The sequence below is a fragment of the Actinoallomurus iriomotensis genome, assembly GCF_030269445.1.
GTDB lineage: Bacteria > Actinomycetota > Actinomycetes > Streptosporangiales > Streptosporangiaceae > Actinoallomurus > Actinoallomurus iriomotensis.
In genome coordinates this window covers 269,741-288,874 of record NZ_BSTJ01000001.1, presented here as the reverse complement: position 1 = coordinate 288,874, position 19,134 = coordinate 269,741, and the positions used below count along the sequence as shown (strand labels likewise).

General features: G+C 72.9%; 18 protein-coding genes. 10 read left to right on the top strand and 8 right to left on the bottom strand.

The features are described from left to right. The first annotated feature begins 31 nt into the window (after positions 1-31). The 4 genes from QSK37_RS01345 (at position 32) to QSK37_RS01330 (ending at position 2,756) form a co-directional block, all read left to right on the top strand. A complete protein-coding gene (locus QSK37_RS01345; RefSeq protein ID WP_285616943.1) occupies positions 32-754 on the top strand; it encodes a helix-turn-helix domain-containing protein in 723 nt (240 codons plus the stop codon). Between the two features lie 46 nt (positions 755-800). Beyond that, positions 801-1,619 (top strand): alpha/beta fold hydrolase, encoded by an 819-nt coding sequence (locus QSK37_RS01340; protein WP_285616942.1) that lies wholly within the window; start codon positions 801-803, stop codon positions 1,617-1,619. A 14-nt stretch (positions 1,620-1,633) separates the two neighbouring features. Continuing rightward, positions 1,634-2,197, top strand: a complete 564-nt coding sequence (locus QSK37_RS01335) for a dihydrofolate reductase family protein (RefSeq protein WP_285616940.1) — start codon at positions 1,634-1,636, stop codon at positions 2,195-2,197. A 337-nt stretch (positions 2,198-2,534) separates the two neighbouring features. Further along, positions 2,535-2,756: a hypothetical protein gene (locus QSK37_RS01330; RefSeq protein ID WP_285616939.1), complete on the top strand. Its 222-nt coding sequence runs from the start codon at positions 2,535-2,537 to the stop codon at positions 2,754-2,756. Between the two features lie 529 nt (positions 2,757-3,285). On the opposite strand, the gene QSK37_RS01325 is transcribed toward QSK37_RS01330, so the two are convergent. From QSK37_RS01325 to QSK37_RS01305, 5 genes are read right to left on the bottom strand one after another with little or no spacing between them, the layout of a single operon-like run. Then, complete coding sequence (locus QSK37_RS01325; protein WP_285616938.1) at positions 3,286-6,090, bottom strand: DUF5682 family protein; 2,805 nt, start codon at positions 6,088-6,090, stop codon at positions 3,286-3,288. Beyond that, positions 6,087-7,205 carry an ATP-binding protein gene (locus QSK37_RS01320; protein WP_285616936.1) on the bottom strand — a complete coding sequence of 373 codons (1,119 nt, stop codon included), beginning with the start codon at positions 7,203-7,205 and terminating at the stop codon, positions 6,087-6,089. The genes QSK37_RS01325 and QSK37_RS01320 overlap by 4 nt, the downstream gene beginning before the upstream one ends. Positions 7,206-7,218: 13 nt before the next feature. Further along, complete coding sequence (locus QSK37_RS01315; RefSeq protein ID WP_285616934.1) at positions 7,219-8,508, bottom strand: vWA domain-containing protein; 1,290 nt, start codon at positions 8,506-8,508, stop codon at positions 7,219-7,221. Next, positions 8,505-9,965 (bottom strand): hypothetical protein, encoded by a 1,461-nt coding sequence (locus QSK37_RS01310; RefSeq protein WP_285616932.1) that lies wholly within the window; start codon positions 9,963-9,965, stop codon positions 8,505-8,507. Before QSK37_RS01310 ends, QSK37_RS01315 begins: the two co-directional genes overlap by 4 nt. After that, positions 9,965-10,459 carry a hypothetical protein gene (locus tag QSK37_RS01305; RefSeq protein WP_285616931.1) on the bottom strand — a complete coding sequence of 165 codons (495 nt, stop codon included), beginning with the start codon at positions 10,457-10,459 and terminating at the stop codon, positions 9,965-9,967. The genes QSK37_RS01310 and QSK37_RS01305 overlap by 1 nt, the downstream gene beginning before the upstream one ends. Before the next feature lie 228 nt (positions 10,460-10,687). On the opposite strand from QSK37_RS01305, the gene QSK37_RS01300 reads away from it, so the two are divergent. From QSK37_RS01300 to QSK37_RS01275, 6 genes are all read left to right on the top strand, one after another. Further along, positions 10,688-11,200, top strand: coding sequence for an NUDIX domain-containing protein (locus QSK37_RS01300; RefSeq protein WP_285616929.1), 513 nt, complete (start codon positions 10,688-10,690; stop codon positions 11,198-11,200). Between the two features lie 35 nt (positions 11,201-11,235). After that, positions 11,236-12,150, top strand: a complete 915-nt coding sequence (locus QSK37_RS01295) for an AAA family ATPase (protein WP_285616928.1) — start codon at positions 11,236-11,238, stop codon at positions 12,148-12,150. 2 nt (positions 12,151-12,152) lie between these two features. Further along, positions 12,153-13,250: a vWA domain-containing protein gene (locus QSK37_RS01290; protein WP_285616927.1), complete on the top strand. Its 1,098-nt coding sequence runs from the start codon at positions 12,153-12,155 to the stop codon at positions 13,248-13,250. Beyond that, positions 13,243-14,346: an XdhC family protein gene (locus tag QSK37_RS01285; protein ID WP_285616925.1), complete on the top strand. Its 1,104-nt coding sequence runs from the start codon at positions 13,243-13,245 to the stop codon at positions 14,344-14,346. The genes QSK37_RS01290 and QSK37_RS01285 overlap by 8 nt, the downstream gene beginning before the upstream one ends. 197 nt (positions 14,347-14,543) lie before the next feature. Then, positions 14,544-15,131, top strand: a complete 588-nt coding sequence (locus QSK37_RS01280) for a nucleotidyltransferase family protein (RefSeq protein WP_285616924.1) — start codon at positions 14,544-14,546, stop codon at positions 15,129-15,131. Between the two features lie 96 nt (positions 15,132-15,227). Next, a complete protein-coding gene (locus QSK37_RS01275) occupies positions 15,228-15,551 on the top strand; it encodes a hypothetical protein (protein WP_285616923.1) in 324 nt (107 codons plus the stop codon). Here the strand turns inward: QSK37_RS01275 and QSK37_RS01270 are convergent. From QSK37_RS01270 to QSK37_RS01260, 3 genes are all read right to left on the bottom strand, one after another. Next, complete coding sequence (locus tag QSK37_RS01270; RefSeq protein ID WP_285616922.1) at positions 15,538-16,743, bottom strand: DUF6986 family protein; 1,206 nt, start codon at positions 16,741-16,743, stop codon at positions 15,538-15,540. The two genes, QSK37_RS01275 and QSK37_RS01270, sit on opposite strands and share 14 nt — an antisense overlap. A 78-nt stretch (positions 16,744-16,821) precedes the next feature. Further along, on the bottom strand, positions 16,822-17,727 hold the full coding sequence (locus QSK37_RS01265) for an aldose 1-epimerase family protein (RefSeq protein ID WP_285616921.1): 906 nt from the start codon (positions 17,725-17,727) through the stop codon (positions 16,822-16,824). Then, positions 17,724-19,133, bottom strand: coding sequence for a YlbE family protein (locus tag QSK37_RS01260; protein WP_285616919.1), 1,410 nt, complete (start codon positions 19,131-19,133; stop codon positions 17,724-17,726). The genes QSK37_RS01265 and QSK37_RS01260 overlap by 4 nt, the downstream gene beginning before the upstream one ends. Position 19,134: the final 1 nt, after the last annotated feature.

The window sequence follows — 19,134 nt, the reverse complement described above, 5'->3', positions numbered from 1 at the left end:
CTCGGCCGCACATATGTCATCGGGAGACGGGATGCCGCTGGAGAACGAGGACCGGCCGTCGGACTCCCCGTACGTCCACCGCGTGTGGCGTAGCCGCGCGTCCGGCGTCGCGCGGATGACCTCGATCGCGACGTCGAACTGGGAGCTGGTCTTCTGGACGCACGAAGGCCACACGCACGCCGCCGTACGAGGGCCGGAGACCACGGCCTCGAGCGTCGACGTGCCCGACGGGTCGGAGTCCTTCGGCATCACGTTCGCGCACGGCACTTCGATGCCGCACCTGCCTCCCGCGCGCCTCGTCGACTCCGCGTGGGAGAGCCCGCACGCGACCGCGACGAGGTTCGCGCTCGGCGGTGAAGAGTGGTTCATCCCCGGCTTCGAGAGCGCGGAGCAGTTCGTCGGCCGGCTCGTGCGGGAGGGCGTCGTCATACGCGATCCTCTCGTCCAGGAGGTCATGGTGGGCCGGCCGCCGGCCGTCGGGACGAGGTCGGTGCAGCGTCGCGTCGCGGCGGCGACCGGGCTCACGCAGGGCGGCATCCGGCAGATCGAACGCGCCCGGCAGGCCGCGATCCTGCTCGGCGAGGGCGTCGCGTCCCTCGATGTCGTCAACCGGCTCGGCTACTACGACCAGCCGCACCTCGCCCGTTCGCTGACGCGCTTCATCGGCCGCACCGCGACCGAACTGTGCCGGCAGGACGAGGCGGGGCAACCCCTGTCGCTTCTGTACAAGACCGGCGACGTCTCCGATTCCTAGCCTGACCAGGAGAGATTTCACATCCATGTCAGGAAGGGCAAGCCAGATGACCGAGAACGTCAGTGCGGCCGCCGTGTCCGCCGATGGCACCGTGATCGCGTTCACCGCGTGGGGCGAGGGCGAGCCGCTCATCATCATCGACGGCGCGACCGCCTACCCCGCCATCAACCCGACGAACGAGGAGATCGGGCGGCTGCTGAGCGCGGATTTCCGGACTTACGCCTATGACCGTCGTGGGCGTGGTGAGAGCACCGACACCGCGCCGTACGCGGTGGAGCGCGAGATCGAGGATCTCGCCGCGCTCATCGAGGTGGCGGGCGCGCCGGTGACGGTGTTCGGGTGGTCGTCCGGCGCGGTTCTCGCGCTGGACGCCGCGGCGGCGGGTCTGCCGATCGCCCGGCTGGCGCTGTTCGAGCCGCCGTTCGTCGTCGATGACAGCCGGCCGCCGTTGCCGGTGGACTATGTGGAGCGTCTCGACGCCGCCGTGGCCGACGGTCGCCCTGGGGACGCCGCGGAGCTGTTCCTGACGGCTGCGGTCGGTCTGCCCGGCGAGGCCGTCGGTGGGATGCGGGAGAGTGAGTTCTGGCCGGTCATGGAGGCGGTCGCGCCGACGATCGCCTATGACGGCCGGATCATGGGGACCACGATGTCGGGCGCCCCGTTGCCTCGTGATCGGTGGGCCGCCGTCACGGCGTCCACGCTGGTGATGCACGGTACCGGGACGTACCCGTTCATCGTCGCGGGTGCCCGTGCGCTCGCCGAGCTGCTGCCGACCGCGACTCTGCTCGCCGTCGAGGGCGAGCAGCACAGCGCCCCCGCCGGGGTGCTCGCCGCCGCGCTGCGCGACTTCGCCCACGCCCGCTGAAGGAGGGTGCGGACATGGGAAGAGTCGTGGTCACCGAGTTCGTCTCGCTCGACGGCGTCGCGGAAGCACCTGGCGGTGAGGACTTCAAGTACGCGAACTGGAGCTTCGAGTTCGACCGGGGGGAGGAGGGCGAGCGGTTCAAGCTCGATGAGGCGCTCGGCGCCGAGGCGTTGCTCCTCGGCCGCCGGACCTACGAGGGATTCGCCGCGGCCTGGCCGCAGTACGAGGGCGAGCTCGCCGAGAAGTACAACGGGATGCCGAAGTTCGTGGTCTCCAGCACGCTCACCGACCCGGAGTGGAACAACACGCGCGTGCTCTCCGGCGGCCTGGCCGAGGAGGTGACCCGGCTCAAGGACGAGGTGGACGGCGACATCTCGGTCCCCGGCAGCATTCGGCTCGTACGGGGACTGCTCGAGCACGACCTGGTCGACGAACTCCACCTCATGACGTTCCCGGTCCTCCTCGGCACCGGGCGGCGCCTGTTCGGGGAGACCTCGGACAAGTCGGCCTGGAAGCCGACCGAGTCGATCACCGTCGGCGACGGCGTACTCATCACAGTCCTCCAACGAGCACGGTGACCATCCGACGACCGGCGTCCAGGCGTCCGATGGCGACCGCGCGCGGTGGCCGGGACTCGCTCGGCCGGCCGAGCGGTAGGGCGCCCGGCCGCCCGGCCGGCGTTCGTCCGGCGAGGAGCCACCCCACCACCCCGTCCGCGTGGTTGAGGTGGGTCATGTTTCGGGGGGCTGGGGCGTCGAGGGCGGCGGCGTGGGGTTCAGTGAGGATGCCGCCCACCACGCCCCGTCCGCCCGGCCGAAGCGATCACGCTTCCGGGCGGCTGGAACACGGAGGACGGCGACGTGGCAGTCGCACACGGCCGAACACTGGGGCGCGTCGCCGCTGATCCTCGACGCGATGGCGGACCTCGACGGGAATACCGTCGGCCGCCACCGTGCCTTCGGCCGGCCCGACACCTCGTACGCATCCTCGGTGACCGGCCGCGGCGCGGACGGCCCCGCGATCAGCTCGCCGAGGACGCGCGGTTCGGCTGGGCCTTGGGACGGCGCCGGAACGATGTACGTCACGATCCCGGCGGGCGGCTTCGGCGAGACGTCGGCGGCCATGCGCTGCCACTGAGCCGCGCACGGTCGGCTCGGGCGATGGGAGGACGGCGATCGACATGGGCAGGGCCGGACCGGAGGCGCGCACCACGATCCGTTCAGCTCCGGATGCCCCGTCGGGCCGGTCCCACGGACCTGTTTCCTCTTCGCGACCGCTGCGACGGCGCATGACCGGCGTCCTCGCCTCCGGCGTCGTCCGTTCGTATCGCCGAGGCAGGCGCCCCACGGTGCTCGTGGTGTTCGCCGGCAGCCGGGGCGGGCCGCGGACGGCGACCGCCGGCGCGGTGGCCGGCCGTCGCCGGTCTGGAGACGCGATCAGGGCCGGCTACGACCGGACGGACCCGACCGCGATCACCGATCCCCGGCTGGGCCCGGGAAACGGCTCCGCGTTCGCGTGGACGATCGCCATCGCGGGCCGTTGCCGAGGCCCGCGCGCCGCTCGCCGAGCGACCCGAGACCGACCGGGAGCGGTTCGACCGGGCGCTCGTTCGCCGCGGCCGTGATCGACATGGCCGTGCGGTGGATCGGCCGGCCGAGCCGGCGCATCATGGGTTCGCCTGATGCGCCGGGCAGCCGAGCAGTGCCGCGACGGCCTCGGCGGTCTCCGGGTGCCGGGCCGACAGCGCCGCCGCCTCGGCTTCGCCCGGCCGGAGCGGGGCGCCGGCCGTACGGTCGTAGCCGAGCAGGTCCGCCACCGCCTCGTACGACGCCGGGTGGGCGGCCAGCAGATCCGCCACCGGCCCGGCCGGCACCGGTTCCGCCGGAGCAGGGGCGGGCCGCTCCGACCACGGCGGCACCCACGTGTCGACGCCCGCCAGGGTGCCGGGGAACGTGCGGCCCGCCTCGCGGACGAGGACCGGCACGAGTTCCCGTGCGTTGTCGCGCAGCGTGGTGATCAACGTGGGCAGCCAGGGGAGCAGGACGGTGTCGGGGAGCCGGGCGAACGCCTTGGAGATCACCTCGACCACCAGCGGCGTCAGCGCCGGTACCGGTTCGAGCGCCTGGACGAACCCGCTGATGTACTGCGGGAACGTCGGGACGATCAGCGGATTCGCCAGCAGGTCGTCGCACCGGGTGCGCAGGTCGGCCTGGGACAGCAGGCCCAGCTGGGAGCTCGCGGCCCACAGCAGCGCCACCTTCGCGGGCGCCTCCGGATGCGACTGGCGTACGGCGAGTTCGAGCTGGGCGTGGTCGCAGCCGAAGGACAGCGCCAGGCTCTCCATCCCGAACAGGAACCCGAGCATGGCCGCCACCTGCCGCACGCCGGTGTCGTCGTCGGTGAACGCGGTCGGCAACAGCGTGCAGTAGTGGGCGTACCCCGTGGTCACGAACGCCTCGCACCACCGGGGCAACGCGGGCCGGGTCGCCCGGTAGTGCGCGAGCAGCCGGCGCATGCGGCGAAGCACCTCCGGCGCGTCGTCGACCGTGCGTTCGGCGGACAGCAGCTCCACGGCCCGCGCGCCCAGCTCGTCGGTGAGCCGGCCGCCGCCGAGGTAGAGGAGGGACTGCTCGACCGCGTCGAGCGCGACGGACGCGGTGGCGTGCTCGGCGTGCACGGCGCGCCGGAGCCGCTGTTCGAGCACCTGCTCGACGCTGACGCCCTCGTACCCCAGCTCGATGAGCGAACGCTGGTTGCGGCCGATCGCGAGGTCCCAGCTCTCCTGGATCGAGCGCTCGCCGAGCCGGCGCGAGCCCATGATCGGGCGTACGGCGTCGTCGGGCAGCAGGTGACGCAGGATCCACAGCAACTGGGAGCACGGCGCCAGCTCGGGCCGCGCGCCGAGGTCGATCAGGGCCCGCTGGATCGTGCGCTTCTCCAGGTCGAGCCCCAGGGGCGCGAGCCGGTCGAGGACATCGCGCGCCAGCGGCGGCAGCGCGTCGTACCCGACCTGGCCGATCCGGTCACCGCCGAGGAGGATCTCGCAGAGGCGGCGCACGTCGCGCCGGCCGGGCACGACGTCCTTCTCGATGCACGTGATCGCGGCGTCCTGGAAGTCGTACGGGGTGGGGCGCCGGCGGCCCCGCAGCCCGGCGAGCAGGACGGACGTCTCGAACACCGCGATCGCGTCGGCCGTGCTGGCGAGGTAGCCGTTGCGCCGGGCCAGCCCGACGATGCCGGTGCACCAGCCGAGCAGCTCGTCCTCGTCGACGGCGTCGAGTGCCGGCGGCGCGGCCAGGAAGCCGGACAGCCGGTCGGCGACCGGCTCCGGCGGCGCCGAGACGGGATTCTTCGCGGGTTCGCGGGTGCCCTTCTGGCCCTTGAGACGGTACGGCGTGACGCGTGCGTGCCGTCGCGCCTTGTCCCACGTGGCGGCGGCGATCGACACCGAGCCGGAGGCCAGGCCGAACTGCGCCTCGATGGCCGCGTGGCTGGACGGGATCAGCCCGTAGAGCCAGCGGGTGCCCGTCCGCGGGCTGATCTCGAACGGCTCGGCGTCGCCGTCGAGGCCGAACTGCGCGACCGTGCTGGCCGCGTGGAAGGCGCCGCAGACGTACAGGCAGTCGGCCGGGTCGGCGCCGGAGGAGGCGAGGTGCTCGCGCATGCGGGTCCACATGTACCGTTCGCGGTCCTCCTCGACCCTGAGGCCGCGCCGGCCGGGCCGCAGCCGGCGGAACAGGCTGCCGATCAGGACCATGACCTGGCGGTACGTGGCGTGGTCCGCGCCGATCAGCGGCTGCTCGACGTACTGGTCCCACCACTCGGACCAGTGCCGGACCCGGCCGTGGTGGAGCAGGTGCTCCTCCAGCTCGGCGAATCCGGGCCGCAGGTCGCCGATCTCGAGGCCGACGGCGTCGCCGTGCAGCGCCGCGTCGTCCTCAGAATCGGTCTCCGCCTCCGGGGCCGCCGTCCCGGCGGGCGCGTCCGGTTCCCACTGGAACACGTGGTCGGTCGAACGGTCCACCAGCACCAGCTCGACACCCGGAGTGTCGAGGGCGTACGCGATGGCCTGGTACTCCGCGGACGCCTCGGTGATGGGCGCCACCACGCTGAGCGGCGCCGCCTCCGGCGGGAACCCGTCGATCTCCGACGCGAACGCCTGCAACGCGACCGGCAGGCGGCAGTTGCGCAGCTCGTCCAGCAGCGGTCGCAGGTCCTCGCACAGCTCCAGGTAGACGACCTTGGGCTGCTTGTCGCGCAGCCGCTTCGCCATCGCGAGTGCCGACGCCGGCGAGTGGTGGCACACCGGAAAGATCTCGAGCCGCTCGGACAGCGCGCGGTCGACGTCGTCGACCATGCCCGAGAGGATCCCCGGCACGGCGCTCGGACCGCCGGCGAACGCCTCGGCGGCGGTCGTCAGCTGCTCGCGCAGCGCGTCGAAGGTGCCGGACGCACCATGCCGGTCGCTCATGACAGGGTGGCGATCGCCTCGCGGCCGCCTTCGAGGAAGGCGTGCCACGGACCGTCCTTGTCCTTCTTGCCGCGCGGCTCGACCACGCCGTGCCAGAACTTGTTCAAGATGGCGAGGTCCTCGGGGCTGCGCCGGGCCAGCGACCCGACGAGCGAGCTCGCGAGCGTCTCGGCGCGGAGCGAGCTGTCGCCGAAGAAGCGGCTGTGCAGGATGGCGTCTTCTAGCACGCCGATCTGCTCGGCGGTCGACAGCGCGGACTCCAGCCGCTCATCGTCGCTGGTGGCCGACGCCGAGGCCGCCCGCAGGTCGGCGAAGCTCTCCAGCAGGACGTCCAGCAGCGTGGGCGGCACCTCCAGCTCGATCCGGTGCCGGCGCATCAGCTCGGTGGTGCGGAACCGGATGATCTCGGCCTCGCTGCGCTTGTTGGTCACCACCGGGATGCGGACGAAGTTGAACCGGCGCTTCAGCGCCGAGGACAGGTCGTTGACGCCGCGGTCGCGGCTGTTGGCCGTCGCGATGATCGAGAACCCGGGCTGGGCGAAGACGATGTTGTCGCGGTCGAGCTCCGGGATGGAGACGTACTTCTCGGACAGGATCGAGATCAGCGCGTCCTGCACGTCACTGGTCGAGCGGGTCAGCTCCTCGAACCGGCCGATCACGCCCTGCTCCATCGCGGTCATGATCGGCGAAGGGATCATCGACTCGCGCGACTGGCCCTTGGCGATCACCATCGAGACGTTCCAGGAGTACTTGACGTGGTCCTCCGTGGTGCCCGCCGTACCCTGCACGACCAGGGTGGAGTTGCGGGAGATCGCGGCGGACAGCAGCTCGGCCAGCCAGCTCTTGCCGGTGCCCGGGTCGCCGATCAGCAGCAGGCCGCGGTCGGACGCCAGGGTGACGATGCCGCGCTCGACGAAGGTCCGGTCGCCGAACCACTTCTGCGGGATCTCCCGGTCGAGGCCGTCGGACCGCGCCGACCCGAGCACGAACGTGCGCACCATGCGGGGGCTGAGCCGCCAGGAGAACGGCTTTGGCCCGTCGTCGACGGACTCCAGCCAGTCGAGCTCCTCGGCGTACTTGACCTCGGCTGGGGCGCGGAGCATGTCATCGGTCACGATCGTTTCTCTCCTAGGCGAGGAAGTTCTTGAGCTCGAACACGAGCTTGCGGATGTGTCCTGAGATCACGGGAGTGCCGAGGTCCTTGAAGCGCTGGCGGAACCAGGGGTTCACGCTCTGCCGGCCCGAGCTGTTCACCGAGCCGACCGGGATGAACTTCACCCCCGAGCGGTGCACCGCCTCGATGCCGTCGAACAGCGGCTGGGACCGGTCGAACTCGTAGAAGTCGGAGATCCACACCATCACGGTGTCGCGCGGGTTGGAGATCTTCGGCCGGGCCATCGCCATCGCCACCGGCCCGTCGTTGCCGCCGCCGAGGTTGGTCCGCAGCAGCACCTCGAACGGATCGTGCACCCATGGCGTCAGGTCGAGCGCCCGGGTGTCGTACGCGATCAGGTGCACGTCGACCTTGGGCAGGCCCGCGAAGATCGACGCGAGGATCGTGCAGTTGACCATCGAGTCGACCATCGAGCCCGACTGGTCGACCACCACGATCAGCCGGGGCGGCGTGGTGCGCTTGGCGGTGTGCCGGTAGAACAGCCGGTCGACGTAGAGGCGTTCGTCCTCGGGGCTGTAGTTGGTGAGGTTCTTCCAGATCGTGCGCTGGAGGTCGAGGTTGCGGAAGACCCGCTTCGGCGGCACCGAACGGTCGAGGGTGCCCGCGCTCGTCTGCTGGACCTGTGTGCGCAGCACCTGTGCGACCTCGTCGACGTAGCGGCGGATCAGCGACTTGGCGTTGGCGAGGGCGACGCCCGACAGGTTGGACTTGTCGCGCAGCAGCTGCTCGATCAGCGACATGCTGGGCGTCAGCCGGCTCGCCAGCGCCGGGTCCGCCAGCACCTCGCGGAGCCGCATGCGGCGTACGAGGTCGCCCTCCAGCTCCGACAGCGTGCCGGCCAGCCCGCCCGCGCACTCCTCGCCGAGTGCTTCGCGGAGCCGGCCCGCGTCCTTCTGCCAGCTCGCGAGCTGCGTGGCCGTGACGCTGCCCGAGCCGGTGGCGAACACGCTGAGGAGCAGCTTCGACATCAGCGCCGCCCGGCGTACGCGATCGCCTCCCGCCTCGCCGCCCGCCATCAGGCCGCGCAGCTCGTCGCCCAGCTCGGGGAAGCGCTGGATGAGGTTGTCCACCGAGAGGGACGGGTCGAGCAGCGCGGTCGGCAGGCCGACGTCGTCGACGATGGCCACGCTCGCCGTCTCCAGCGCGGGCTGCTCGTCGGCGTCGAACACCCGGGCCAGCAGCCGCCAGTAGAGGACCTGACGGCGCGTCTCGTCGCCCGGGGCGGTGATGGGTGTCTCGGTCATCGTCGCAGCAGCCGTCCCGCCCGCTCTCGGAGCACGGCGACCGCGTCGCCGGCCTTGGCCTCGGCCTTCACGACCTTCGGGTCGGTGGGCCCCATCGCCCAGTCGCCGCCGTGCGCCTCGAACGGCTTGCGCTTCAGCGTGCCGCGTACGGCGAGCGGCTGGAGCGTCCACCGGCCGCCGTCCCAGCGGACCAGCCCGACGCACGCCTCGGCGGCGGTCACCATCGCCGGGGTCAGCGGCCCGAGGCCCGGCAGCCGGTCCAGGTCGAGCGCGAGCGTGTGGCCGTCCAGCTCGACGGCGCCGTCGCCGATCCGATGGCCCTCCACCAGCACGGGCTCGGCGATGCGCACCGGGTGGCGCTCCAGCGGCGGCACGGCCGGGAAGGCGGCCTCCGGCAGCAGCACGCGGGCGGTGACGAACGGGTCGGCGGGTTCGGCCAGGGCGGCGCGGTCGTCGTGCCAGATCAGGTCACCGCTCGCCGGCAGGGACATGTCCGTGACGTCCAGACCGCGGCGCTCGGCCAGGGCGCCGAGCAGCGTCGGATGCGCGTCCAGCAGCCGCCACACCGCCGGGCCGACGATCGTGTCCACCTTCGCGGCGCCCACGCTGACGCGTACGACGCGCGGCCGAGCCCCTCCGGCGGGTTCGAGGACCGCGTGGACCTGCGCCTGGACCGCGGTGGCGTGCTCGTGCACGTCGACGCCGAGGATCAGCAGCCGCCCCGACACCTGCGTGGGCTCCTCCCGGCCGACCGACCCCTGTTCTTCCCGACCAACCGGCCCCGACCGACCTCCCGGTTCTTCCCGACCAACCAGCCCCGACCGACCTCCCGGGCGGCAGAGCAGCAGTGCCCGTGCCCAGAGGTCGGCCCAGCGCCGCACCGGCAGCCGCTCCATCGTGGCCACGGGCGAGGAGGCCCGCAGTTCGGCGGCGAGGCCGTCGAGCAGCACCGCGAGCCGCCGCGCGCCGGGGTCGGCGAGCAGCGCCTCGACGGCCTGGTCGGAGGCGGAGACGAGATCGTGGTCGACGCCCCGCCATCCGGTGATGGCCAGCTCCTGGAGCCAGGAGCGGGCGGCGCCGAGCAGGGGAGCCTCGGCATCGGTCTCGATCGCGGCCTCGGCCCAGCCGGCCCTCGTACGGCCGAGCGCGGCGTCGAGCCGGCCGAGCAGGGCGTCGTGGACGGCGCCGAACAGCGCGGTGCGCCCTCCGGCCAGTGCCGCGAGGTGCTCGTCCGTGACGGAACCGGCGGCGATCTTCTCGGCGGCCTCGCGCACGGCCGGGCCGAGCGGCGTCGCGTCCAGGGCGCCGGCCAACGCGGTCAGCGCCGCGGATCGCTCCCCGCCGAGCCGGCCGAGCCCGTGTGCGAGGGCGTCGTCGAACCCGGCCACCAGGTCGAGCGCCTCCTCCGTGCCGTCCGGCGCCGCGCCGGTCAGCTCGGCGAGCTGGACCCCGAGCATCAGCGGACCTCCGCGGAGACGGCCGGGAACCAGTGCATCTCGGCGATCGGCGCCGTGCTGCCGGGGAGTTCGAGGTAGGCCAGATGCCGCAGGAAACGGCTGAACACCCCGGCCGCCGGCGCGGCCTCGCGGGTGCCGTCCAGGCGGCTCATCAGGTCGTCGTCGTCACCGGCCTCCACGCGCAGGTAGCGGGTGACGCGGTCGAGGCCGTACTGCAGCACGGCCTCGTCGGCGAGCGCTCGCAGGTGCTTGCACGGGGAGCCGCCCGACAGCCCGCCGCACGGGCGGTTGTTGTTGGTGCTGCAGCTGAACCCGTGGGTGGCGGCGCTGATCGAGGAGACGTAGACGCGGGCGAGGTCCGAACCGCTCGACACGACGCCCTGCAGCCGCCCGTCCGCCAGTTCGACGAAGGGGACTTTGCCCAGCTTGCGGGGGCGTACGGGTCGCACGACCGGCTCGGCGCTGCGCTGCTCCCGAGCGGCTGTTTCGATCATGACCGGAAGCTATCGGAGCGCCCCGACAGTTCCGCACGACGTGATCCCCGCCGGCCGCCGTGGTCCCGCGAAAGGCGCGTGAGGCCTGGCGACGCTCGCCGATGTCGCGCCAAGAGCACGAGGAGCGGCGCATCCCGAAGGGCCTGACGCACCGGTCTGTCGCGCCCTTCTCACCGACCATCTGGCGGATGCCCGTCCGCGGTCGGGAGGAGCGGTAGCCTCCTGCGGGTGACCGATGACGTTCAGGGGGACCGTCCGGCGGTGACACGGCCGGCCGGCTTCGTCGAGCCGGAGATCTACTACGCCGGGCTCCCCGCCGCGTACGTCGCGGCCGGAGCGCTGATCACCGACCCCACCGGGCGGGTCCTGCTGGTCAAACCCCACTATCTCGACCACTGGCTGATGCCCGGCGGCACGGCCGACGAGGGCGAGCCGCCCGAGGCCACCTGCGCCCGTGAGGTGAAGGAGGAGATCGGCCTCGACCTGCCGGTCGGGCCGCTGCTGCTCGTCGGCTGGGCGCCTGCCCGCGCTCCGCGGCCCCGCCCCATCGTGACCTTCATCTTCGACGGCGGCGAGCTCGACGGCCCCGAGCGGATCCGGCTGCAGGAGGACGAGCTGGACGACCACGCCTTCTTCCCGCCGGACGAGGCCCGTCGCAGGCTCGGCCGCGTCGGGCGCCGGCTTCCGCCCGCGCTGCACGCCCGCGAGACGAAGATCCCGTACTACCTGTCCGAGGCGTGAGCGTCCCGCCCCGGCGCGGGAAGTAGCCTTGATGCGTGCCGCATTCCACGTTGAACCCGGCGTCGGAGTTCGCGTCGCCGAAGGCTCTCAGTGAGGCCCTCGAAGCACACGCGTACCTGTCCGACGAGGGCCTCGCCACGGCCTGTTTCCTCGGCCTGCGCATGCGCCGGCCACTGTTCCTGGAGGGGGAGGCGGGCGTCGGCAAGACCGAGCTGGCCAAGACGCTCGCCGCCGTCCTGGACGTCCCCCTGATCCGCCTGCAGTGCTATGAGGGCCTGGACGCCGCTCAGGCGCTGTACGACTGGGACTTCCCCCGCCAGCTCCTGCACCTGCGCGCCGCCGAGGCGGCCGGGGTCACGGACGTCGCGCGGCTGGAGTCGGAGCTGTACGACCGGCGCTTCCTCGTCTCGCGCCCCCTGCTGCAGGCGCTGGAGACCTCGACGGAGGAGCGGCCGAGCGTCCTGCTCGTCGACGAGATCGACCGGGCCGACGACGAGTTCGAGGCGTTCCTGCTCGAAGTGCTGAGCGACTTCACGATCTCCATCCCCGAGCTCGGCACGATCAGTGCCCGGCGGCCCCCCGTGGTCGTCGTCACGTCGAACCGCACCCGCGAGGTGCACGACGCGCTCAAGCGCCGCTGCCTGTACCACTGGCTGGAACACCCGGCCTTCGAACGCGAGGTGGCGATCATCCGCCGCAGGCTCCCGGAGGCGACCGAGACCCTCGTACGCCAGGTGGCGGGCGCCGCGGGCCGGCTGCGGGGGCTGGACCTGCTGAAGGCGCCGGGCATCGCGGAAAGCCTCGACTGGGCCGAGGCGCTCGTCGCCCTCGGCGCGCGCGACCTGGACCCGGAGACGGCCGCGGTGACGCTCGGCACCGTCCTGAAGTACCGCGAGGACACCGAGCGCGTCGTGCAGGGCGGCATCGAAGCGCTGTTCAACGGGGGCTGACCGTGCCCCGGGACGTGGTGGAGACGCTCACCGGCTTCGCCCGTACGCTCCGCGCCGCGGGCGTCGGCGCCGATCCCGAACGCGTCCAGGCGATGATCGACGCGGTGAGCCACCTCGACGTGCTCGATCCGGGTGACGTGTACTGGGCCGGGCGGCTGACCATGTGCGCCGACCCGGCCGACCTGCCGCGCTACGACCGGTGCTTCGCCGCGTACTTCACCGGCCGCACGCCCCCGGTGACCCGCACGATGCCGCCCCCGGTCACCGTCATCAGGCCGGCCGCCACGCCGGGCACGGCCGAGGGCGGCGACGAGCCCGACGACGTGTCCCTGGCGACCGCCAGCGAGATCGAGGTGCTGCGCTCGCGGGACGTGGCCCGGCTCAGCGCCGCCGAGCGTGCCGAGGTGCACCGGCTGCTCGCCCTGCTCGACGACGTCTCCGCCCGGCGCCGGTCGCGGCGCTTCACCGCGCGGCATCGCGGGCGTCTCGACCAGCACCGTACGGTCCGCTCCATCCTGCGGCGCGGCGGGGAGATCTCCGGCCTGCGCTACCGCGCCCACCGCACCCGGCCGCGGCGCGTCGTGCTGATCGTGGACGTGAGCGGCTCGATGAGCCCGTATGCCGACGTGCTCCTGCGCTTCGCGCACGCCGCCGTCCGCTCCGCGCCGCGTACGACGGAGGTCTTCAGCGCGGGCACCCGGCTGACCCGGGTCACGCGGGAGCTGCGGCACCGCGAGCCGGACGCCGCGATGCGGACGGTGTCGGCGGCGATCCCGGACTGGAGCGGCGGCACGAGGCTGGGGGAGGAGCTGAAGGAGTTCCTCGACCGCTTCGGGCAGCGCGGCATGGCCCGCGGCGCGATCGTCGTCATCGCCTCCGACGGCTGGGAACGCGGTGACCCGTCACTCCTCGGCGAGCAGATGGCGCGGCTGCGCCGGCTCGCGTACCGGGTGGTGTGGTCCAACCCGCACAAGGCCCAGCCGGGCTACGAACCGCTCACCGGAGGGATGCTCGCGGCGCTTCCGTACGTTGACCACTTCGTGGCCGGTCACAGCCTGGCCGCACTGGAAGAACTGGCAGGGGTGATCGGAAATGCGTGACGTCCTCGGCGATATCGCCAAGTGGTACGACGAGGGGGAGACGTTCGGGCTGGCGACCGTCGTGAACACCTTCCGCAGCGCCCCACGTCCCGCAGGGGCCGCGATGGCCGTCTCCGGTGGCGGTGAGGTCGTGGGCAGCGTGTCCGGCGGCTGCGTCGAGGGCGCGGTGTACGAGCTGGCACAGGAGGTCGTGGAGTCGGGCCGGCCGGTCGTGCAGCGGTACGGCGTCAGCGACGACGACGCCTTCGCCGTCGGGCTGACCTGCGGCGGCATCCTCGACATCCTCGTCGAGCCGATCAGCCCGCGGACGTTCCCGCTGTTCGGCGAGATCGTCGCCTCCATCGAGCGGCACGAGCCGGTCGCGATCGCCACCGTGATCGAGGGCCCCGGCGAGATCGGCGCCCGGCGGATCGTGTGGGGGGAGCGCGCGGAGGGCTCACTCGGCGTCGAGCGGCTGGACGAGGCCGTGGACGACGACGTGCGCGGCATGCTCGCCCAGGGCACCACCGGCATCCGCCGGTACGGCCGCAACGGCGAGCGCCGGCTCGACGAGCTGGGCGTGTTCGTCCACTCGTTCGCTCCGCCGCCGCGCATGCTGGTGTTCGGCGCGATCGACTTCGCCGCGGCCGTCGCCCGGATCGGCAAGTTCCTCGGCTACCACGTGACCGTCTGCGACGCCCGCCCGGTCTTCGCGACCGCCAAGCGGTTCCCCGAGGCGGACGAGGTCGTGGTGAAGTGGCCGCACAAGTTCCTCACCGAGGCCGAGGCGGACGTGGACGAGCGCACGGTGATCTGCGTGCTGACCCACGACCCGAAGTTCGACGTGCCGCTGCTGGAGGTGGCGCTGCGCACCCGCGCGGGCTACGTGGGCGCGATGGGCTCCCGCCGCACCCACGACGACCGCCTCGCGCGCCTCCGCGACGCGGGCGTCACGGACGCGGAGATCGCCCGCCTCCGCTCGCCGATCGGCCTGGACCTGGGCGCGCGCACCCCGGAGGAGACCGCGGTCTCGATCGCGGCCGAACTGATCCAGCTCCGCTGGGGCGGGACCGGCCAGGCCCTCACCGACACGGCGGGCCGCATCCACGGTGCCTGAACGGCCGGGCGCCAGGCACCGTGAAGACGGCCCGGGTGTCACCTGCGGGTGGTGCCGGCCTCGGCGAGCGGGCCTTCGCGCCCTCTGCCAGGCCCTTCCCCGATATGCCGGGATTGGCACGTGATCGCGGCACCGGGGCGATGATGATCAGCGATTCGGCCGGTCGGCGGCGCGGGACGTGGATACGCTGTCCGAGCATGGAGACCAGGCATGCGGGAGCGCCCGCGGGACTGTTGCTCGCCGCGGGGGAGGGGAGCAGGCTCGGTACGCCGAAGGCGCTCGTCGAGATCGACGGGACGCGCCTGGTGGACCGGGGCGTGCGGATGCTGCACGAGGCCGGCTGCACGCCGATCGTCGTGATCACCGGCGCGGCGCGCGTCGACGTCGCGGGCGCCGTGGTCGTGCACAACCCCGAATGGCGCAGCGGGATGGGCTCCTCGCTGCGGACCGGGCTGTCCGCGCTCGCGCCCGCCTGCCCGGCCGTGGTGATCGCCCTGGTCGACCAGCCCCACGTCACCGCCGCGGCCGTGCGGCGGCTGCGGGCGGCCTACGAGACCGGGGCGCGGGTCGCGGTGGCGACCTACGGCGGCCGTCCGCGCAACCCGGTCCTCATCGCCCACGAGTACTTCGACGAGGCCGCCGCGTACGCGAAGGGCGACGTGGGGGCGCGTGAGTTCCTGCGCGCCCGGTCCGACCTCGTGGTTCCGGTGGCCTGCGATGACATCGCCGACCCCGGCGACATCGACACGCCCGAAGATCTTCAGAGGTACGGCGGGTCCCGGTGACAACCGGCCGCGGCGCTCGCGCGTCTTCCACAGGCCGGGGGCTCTGTGGCGTAAGTGACGAACAACGGTGCCGGGGCGACCGTGGGAAGGCGCGCGATGAGCAACTGGCCGGAAGAGCCCGGCTACCACTGGGTCACGCACAACGACAGCACGGCGGGTCACCTCGCCAAGGCGGCCGAGGCCATGAGCGCCCCCGTGCCGGACGTTGCCAAGGCCCAGGTCCATGCCACGATGGCGCAGGCGGAGGCCACGATGGTCGTGGTGCACACGCTGCGCGACATCATGGGCCGCATGTACGAGCAGACGGTCGCGGTGGAGAACCTCCGCCGGACGATCGCCGGGCTCGACGGCGCCGACGACGAGGGCCGCGGCGCCGATTCGATGATCTTCGGGCGCGAGGCGGATCTCAGGGAAGCGTGACGGCGTCGGCGTCGATCGCGCCGCAGTCGACCGCGCGCCGCAGCCGTGCGGTCAGTGCCTTGATGGTCGCCGGCTCGTCGAGCACGCCGTCCGCCGGGCCGTCGGCGCCTCCGGCGTCGTTCCACGCGCGGACCCGGTCGATGACGTCGTCCAGGCCGTTCAGGTGGAAGGCGTAGACGGTGGCGAACCGGCTGGCCAGGTGGGCCGCGTGCAGGTCCCAGCCCTGGTTGTAGCCGTGCAGCAGGGAGTAGCGCACCAGGGCGGAGTGGCGGCGCCACGCCTTGTGGACGTCGGCCGTCTCGTCACCCGCCGGGACGATGTTGGTCGAGCCGTCCGACAGGCGCACGCCCGTGCCGACCAGCGTCACCTGCATGACGTGCCGGGCGTACTCGCAGGACGGGTGGTCCAGCCGCTGCTCCGACGGCGGCAGCCCCAGCGCGGCCGTGTAGTCGTAGACGCCGAAGTGGGCGGCCCTCAGCCGGCCGCCGGCGGCCTCGACGATCGCGGGCAGGCCGGTGACCGACTCGGGGGTCTCGACCTGGATCTCGAAGCGCAGCATGTTCTCCGGCAGCCCGATCTCGTCCTCGAACCGGGACAGGAACTCGGTGAAGATCTTCACGTGCTCGGCCGTGATGATCTTCGGGAACGTCACCACGAAGCCGCCCGGCAGCTTGCCGAGGCGTTCGGCCAGCCCGGTGAGGAACCCGTCGAGAGTGCGCATCGACCGCGCGTGCCCGCCGTCCGCGAACGACCGGACCCGCAGTCCCCAGTAGTAGGGCAGCCGCCGCGTCTCGTACGCCCGCGCGACCTGCTCGACGGCGGCGGCGACGTGCGCGTCCTCCTCTTCGTCGTCGCGTACGCCGTAGCCGTCCTCGAAGTCGATCCGCACGTCCTCGACCGGGTCACGGGAGAGCTTGGCGGCGACCCGCTCGCGTACCGTCTCGGTCAGCGACGGCTCGACGCCGAACGCCGCGGTCAACGTGGAAGGGTCCGCGGCGTGGGCGTCCAGCAGCCGCAGCGCCTCCGCGCCCAGCTCGCCGGGGGTGTCCGCGGTGAAACGGTCCGCGGGCACGTACACCGTGTGCACCGGCTGCCGGTCCGCCGGCTCGCCGGGGTGGCGGCGTTCGTGCTCGGCGCGCGCCTCCTCGACGCGAGCGTTCAGATCGTCGAGCGAGGACAGAGTCAACTTCACCGCGGTTTCCCTCCCAGAGATGCTGCGGCCCACGTTACCGACCGGAACCGCCCCGAGACGGGTGATCACGTACGGCCGTCAGCCCGCGGTGACGCCCCACACGCCGGTGGTCTCCTCGCCGGGCTCGAGCGCGATGAGGTCGACGCCGGTGACGAAGGAGTTGGGCGGGCAGGTCATCGGCTCGGCACCGAGGCCGGTGCGCCACGTCTCGTCGGTCACCTCGTCGCGGGTGTAGACCTCCAGCCACGGGTGCCCCTCGCCCGCCCACAGCGCCACGGCCTGCTCGCCGTCACTGAGCCGTATCCACGCGCGGCCGTCGCCGTCGCGGACCAGCCCGGTGTAGGGGTTGTTGATCGCGGTGGCGCCGAGCCGCCGCGGCTCGCGGAAGTCGTACGGCGTGCCGGCGACGTCCTGCGGGGCTCCGACCGGGATGGCGCGCCGGTCGATCTCCAGGTAGCGCTCGGCGGTGACGAGCAGTTCGCACTCGTCCAGCGGCCGCCCGAGCGTGAGGTAGGGGTGCGCCCCGTGCCCGTACGGCGCGACGCGTGATCCGGCGTTGCGCGCCGACTGGCGCACCGTCAGCCCGCCGTCGGCGTCGAGGGCGTACTCCACGGTGAGGTCGAGGCGGAACGGATAGCCCGAGTACCCGAGCAGCCGGTGCGTGAGGGACACGCGGTGTCGTTCGTGCGCGGCGACGCGCCAGGGCGCGAACCGGACGAGCCCGTGGATCGCGTTGTCCAGCGGGCCCTCGTTGATCGGCAGGGCGTGGGTCTCGCCGCCGAAGGAGTAGCGGCCGTGGTCGATGCGGTTGGGCCAGGGCGCGAGCAGCTGCCCGGCGGCGGCCGGCGTCGGCTCGTCGGCGTCGTGGGAGAGGATCAGCGGACGGCCGTCGCAGGCGAGCGCGCGCAGGCTCGCGCCCTGCTCGGTCACGATCGCCGTATAGGGCCCGGCGGAGATCTCGTACTGGTCACCCGAGAGCGTCATGGTGTGATTGTCGCCTCCTCGGCCAGGGCGCGCACGGCCTGGGGGAAGACCTCGGCCGGCGGGGACACCAGGCCGGCGCCCACCTGGCCGGTGCCGGCGACGCGGCCGGCGATACCGGTGTTGACGACCGGCAGCAGGCCGGTGCGGACGACCTTGGTGACGTCGATGCCCACCGGTGTGCCGCGAAAGTCCAGGATCGGCACCTGGAAGGCCGGGTGCTCGGCCAGCGTGATCTCGTACATCCGCTGTGTCGCGGCGAGCGCGTCGGGCACCTCGCCGCCGATGAACCGCACGATCGCCGGCGCCGCCGCCATGGCGAATCCGCCCACCCCGGTCGTCTCGGTGATGGTCGAGTCGCCGATGTCGGGGTTGGCGTCGGCCGGGCCGTACGAGCCCAGGTAGAGCCCGTCGGGCACGCCGGCCGGCCCGGTGAACCAGCGGTCTCCCGTGCCGGAGACCTGGACGCCGAAGTCCGTGCCGTTCCGCGCCATCGCCACGACCATCGACGAGCCGGGCACCCCGCGGGCCGCGTCCGTGCTCACCTTGCCCGCGGCCATGGCCAGGTTCAGGAAGAAGTGGTCGTTTCCGGCCGCGAACCGCAGCGCCTCCGCGCCGCCCGCCTCGGCCAGGTCGCCCGCCAGCTCGCGCACGAACAGGGAGGTCGCCGCGCGGTTGCGGTTGTGCAGCTCGTCGCCCATGTGCAGCGCCTGCGCCATGATCGCGCGCAGGTCGACGGGGCCGTGCGCCCGCACCGCGTCGCGCAGCGCCGGGCCGAGGTCGCCGGCCATCCAGCGCAGCCGCTCGATCACCTCCGGCCCGTACGCCCCGTAGCGCAGCACCTTGCCGAGCCCCTCGTTGAGCGAGCAGTACGCGGTGCCGCCGCTCTCGGCGTCCTCGACCACGAACATCCACATCGACGGGCTGACCACACCGGCCATCGGGCCGACCGCGCGGTGATGGTGACAGGGGTCGATGGGCGCCGTCCGCAGCATCCGCTCGGCGTCCTCCGGCGTGTCCGCCAGGCCCTCGAAGAGCGCCGCGCCGATGAGCGCGCCGCGCATCGGGCCCGAGGCGCGATCCCAGGTCAAAGGCGGTCCGGCGTGGAGGAACGCGCCGCGCTCGATGCCGAGGACCTCGCTCGCGGGCCGGACGTCGACCAGGTGGGGCCGGGCGTCGAGCATGCGGCGGACCGCCTCGGCGTTGGCGTCCGCGCGGCGCCGGTCGCCCATGACGACGGCCAGATCACCGGCCAGATCTTCGGCCGGCGGTCGCCACTCGACCGGCTCGACCGGTACCGCCTGCTCGGCGAGCGCGTCGGCCAGCACGGACGCGCCGGCCGCGACGACCTTCACCTCGCGGGTGAGCAGCCCGCCGAGCCCGGCGCCGTCGTCGTCTCTCCCGCGCATG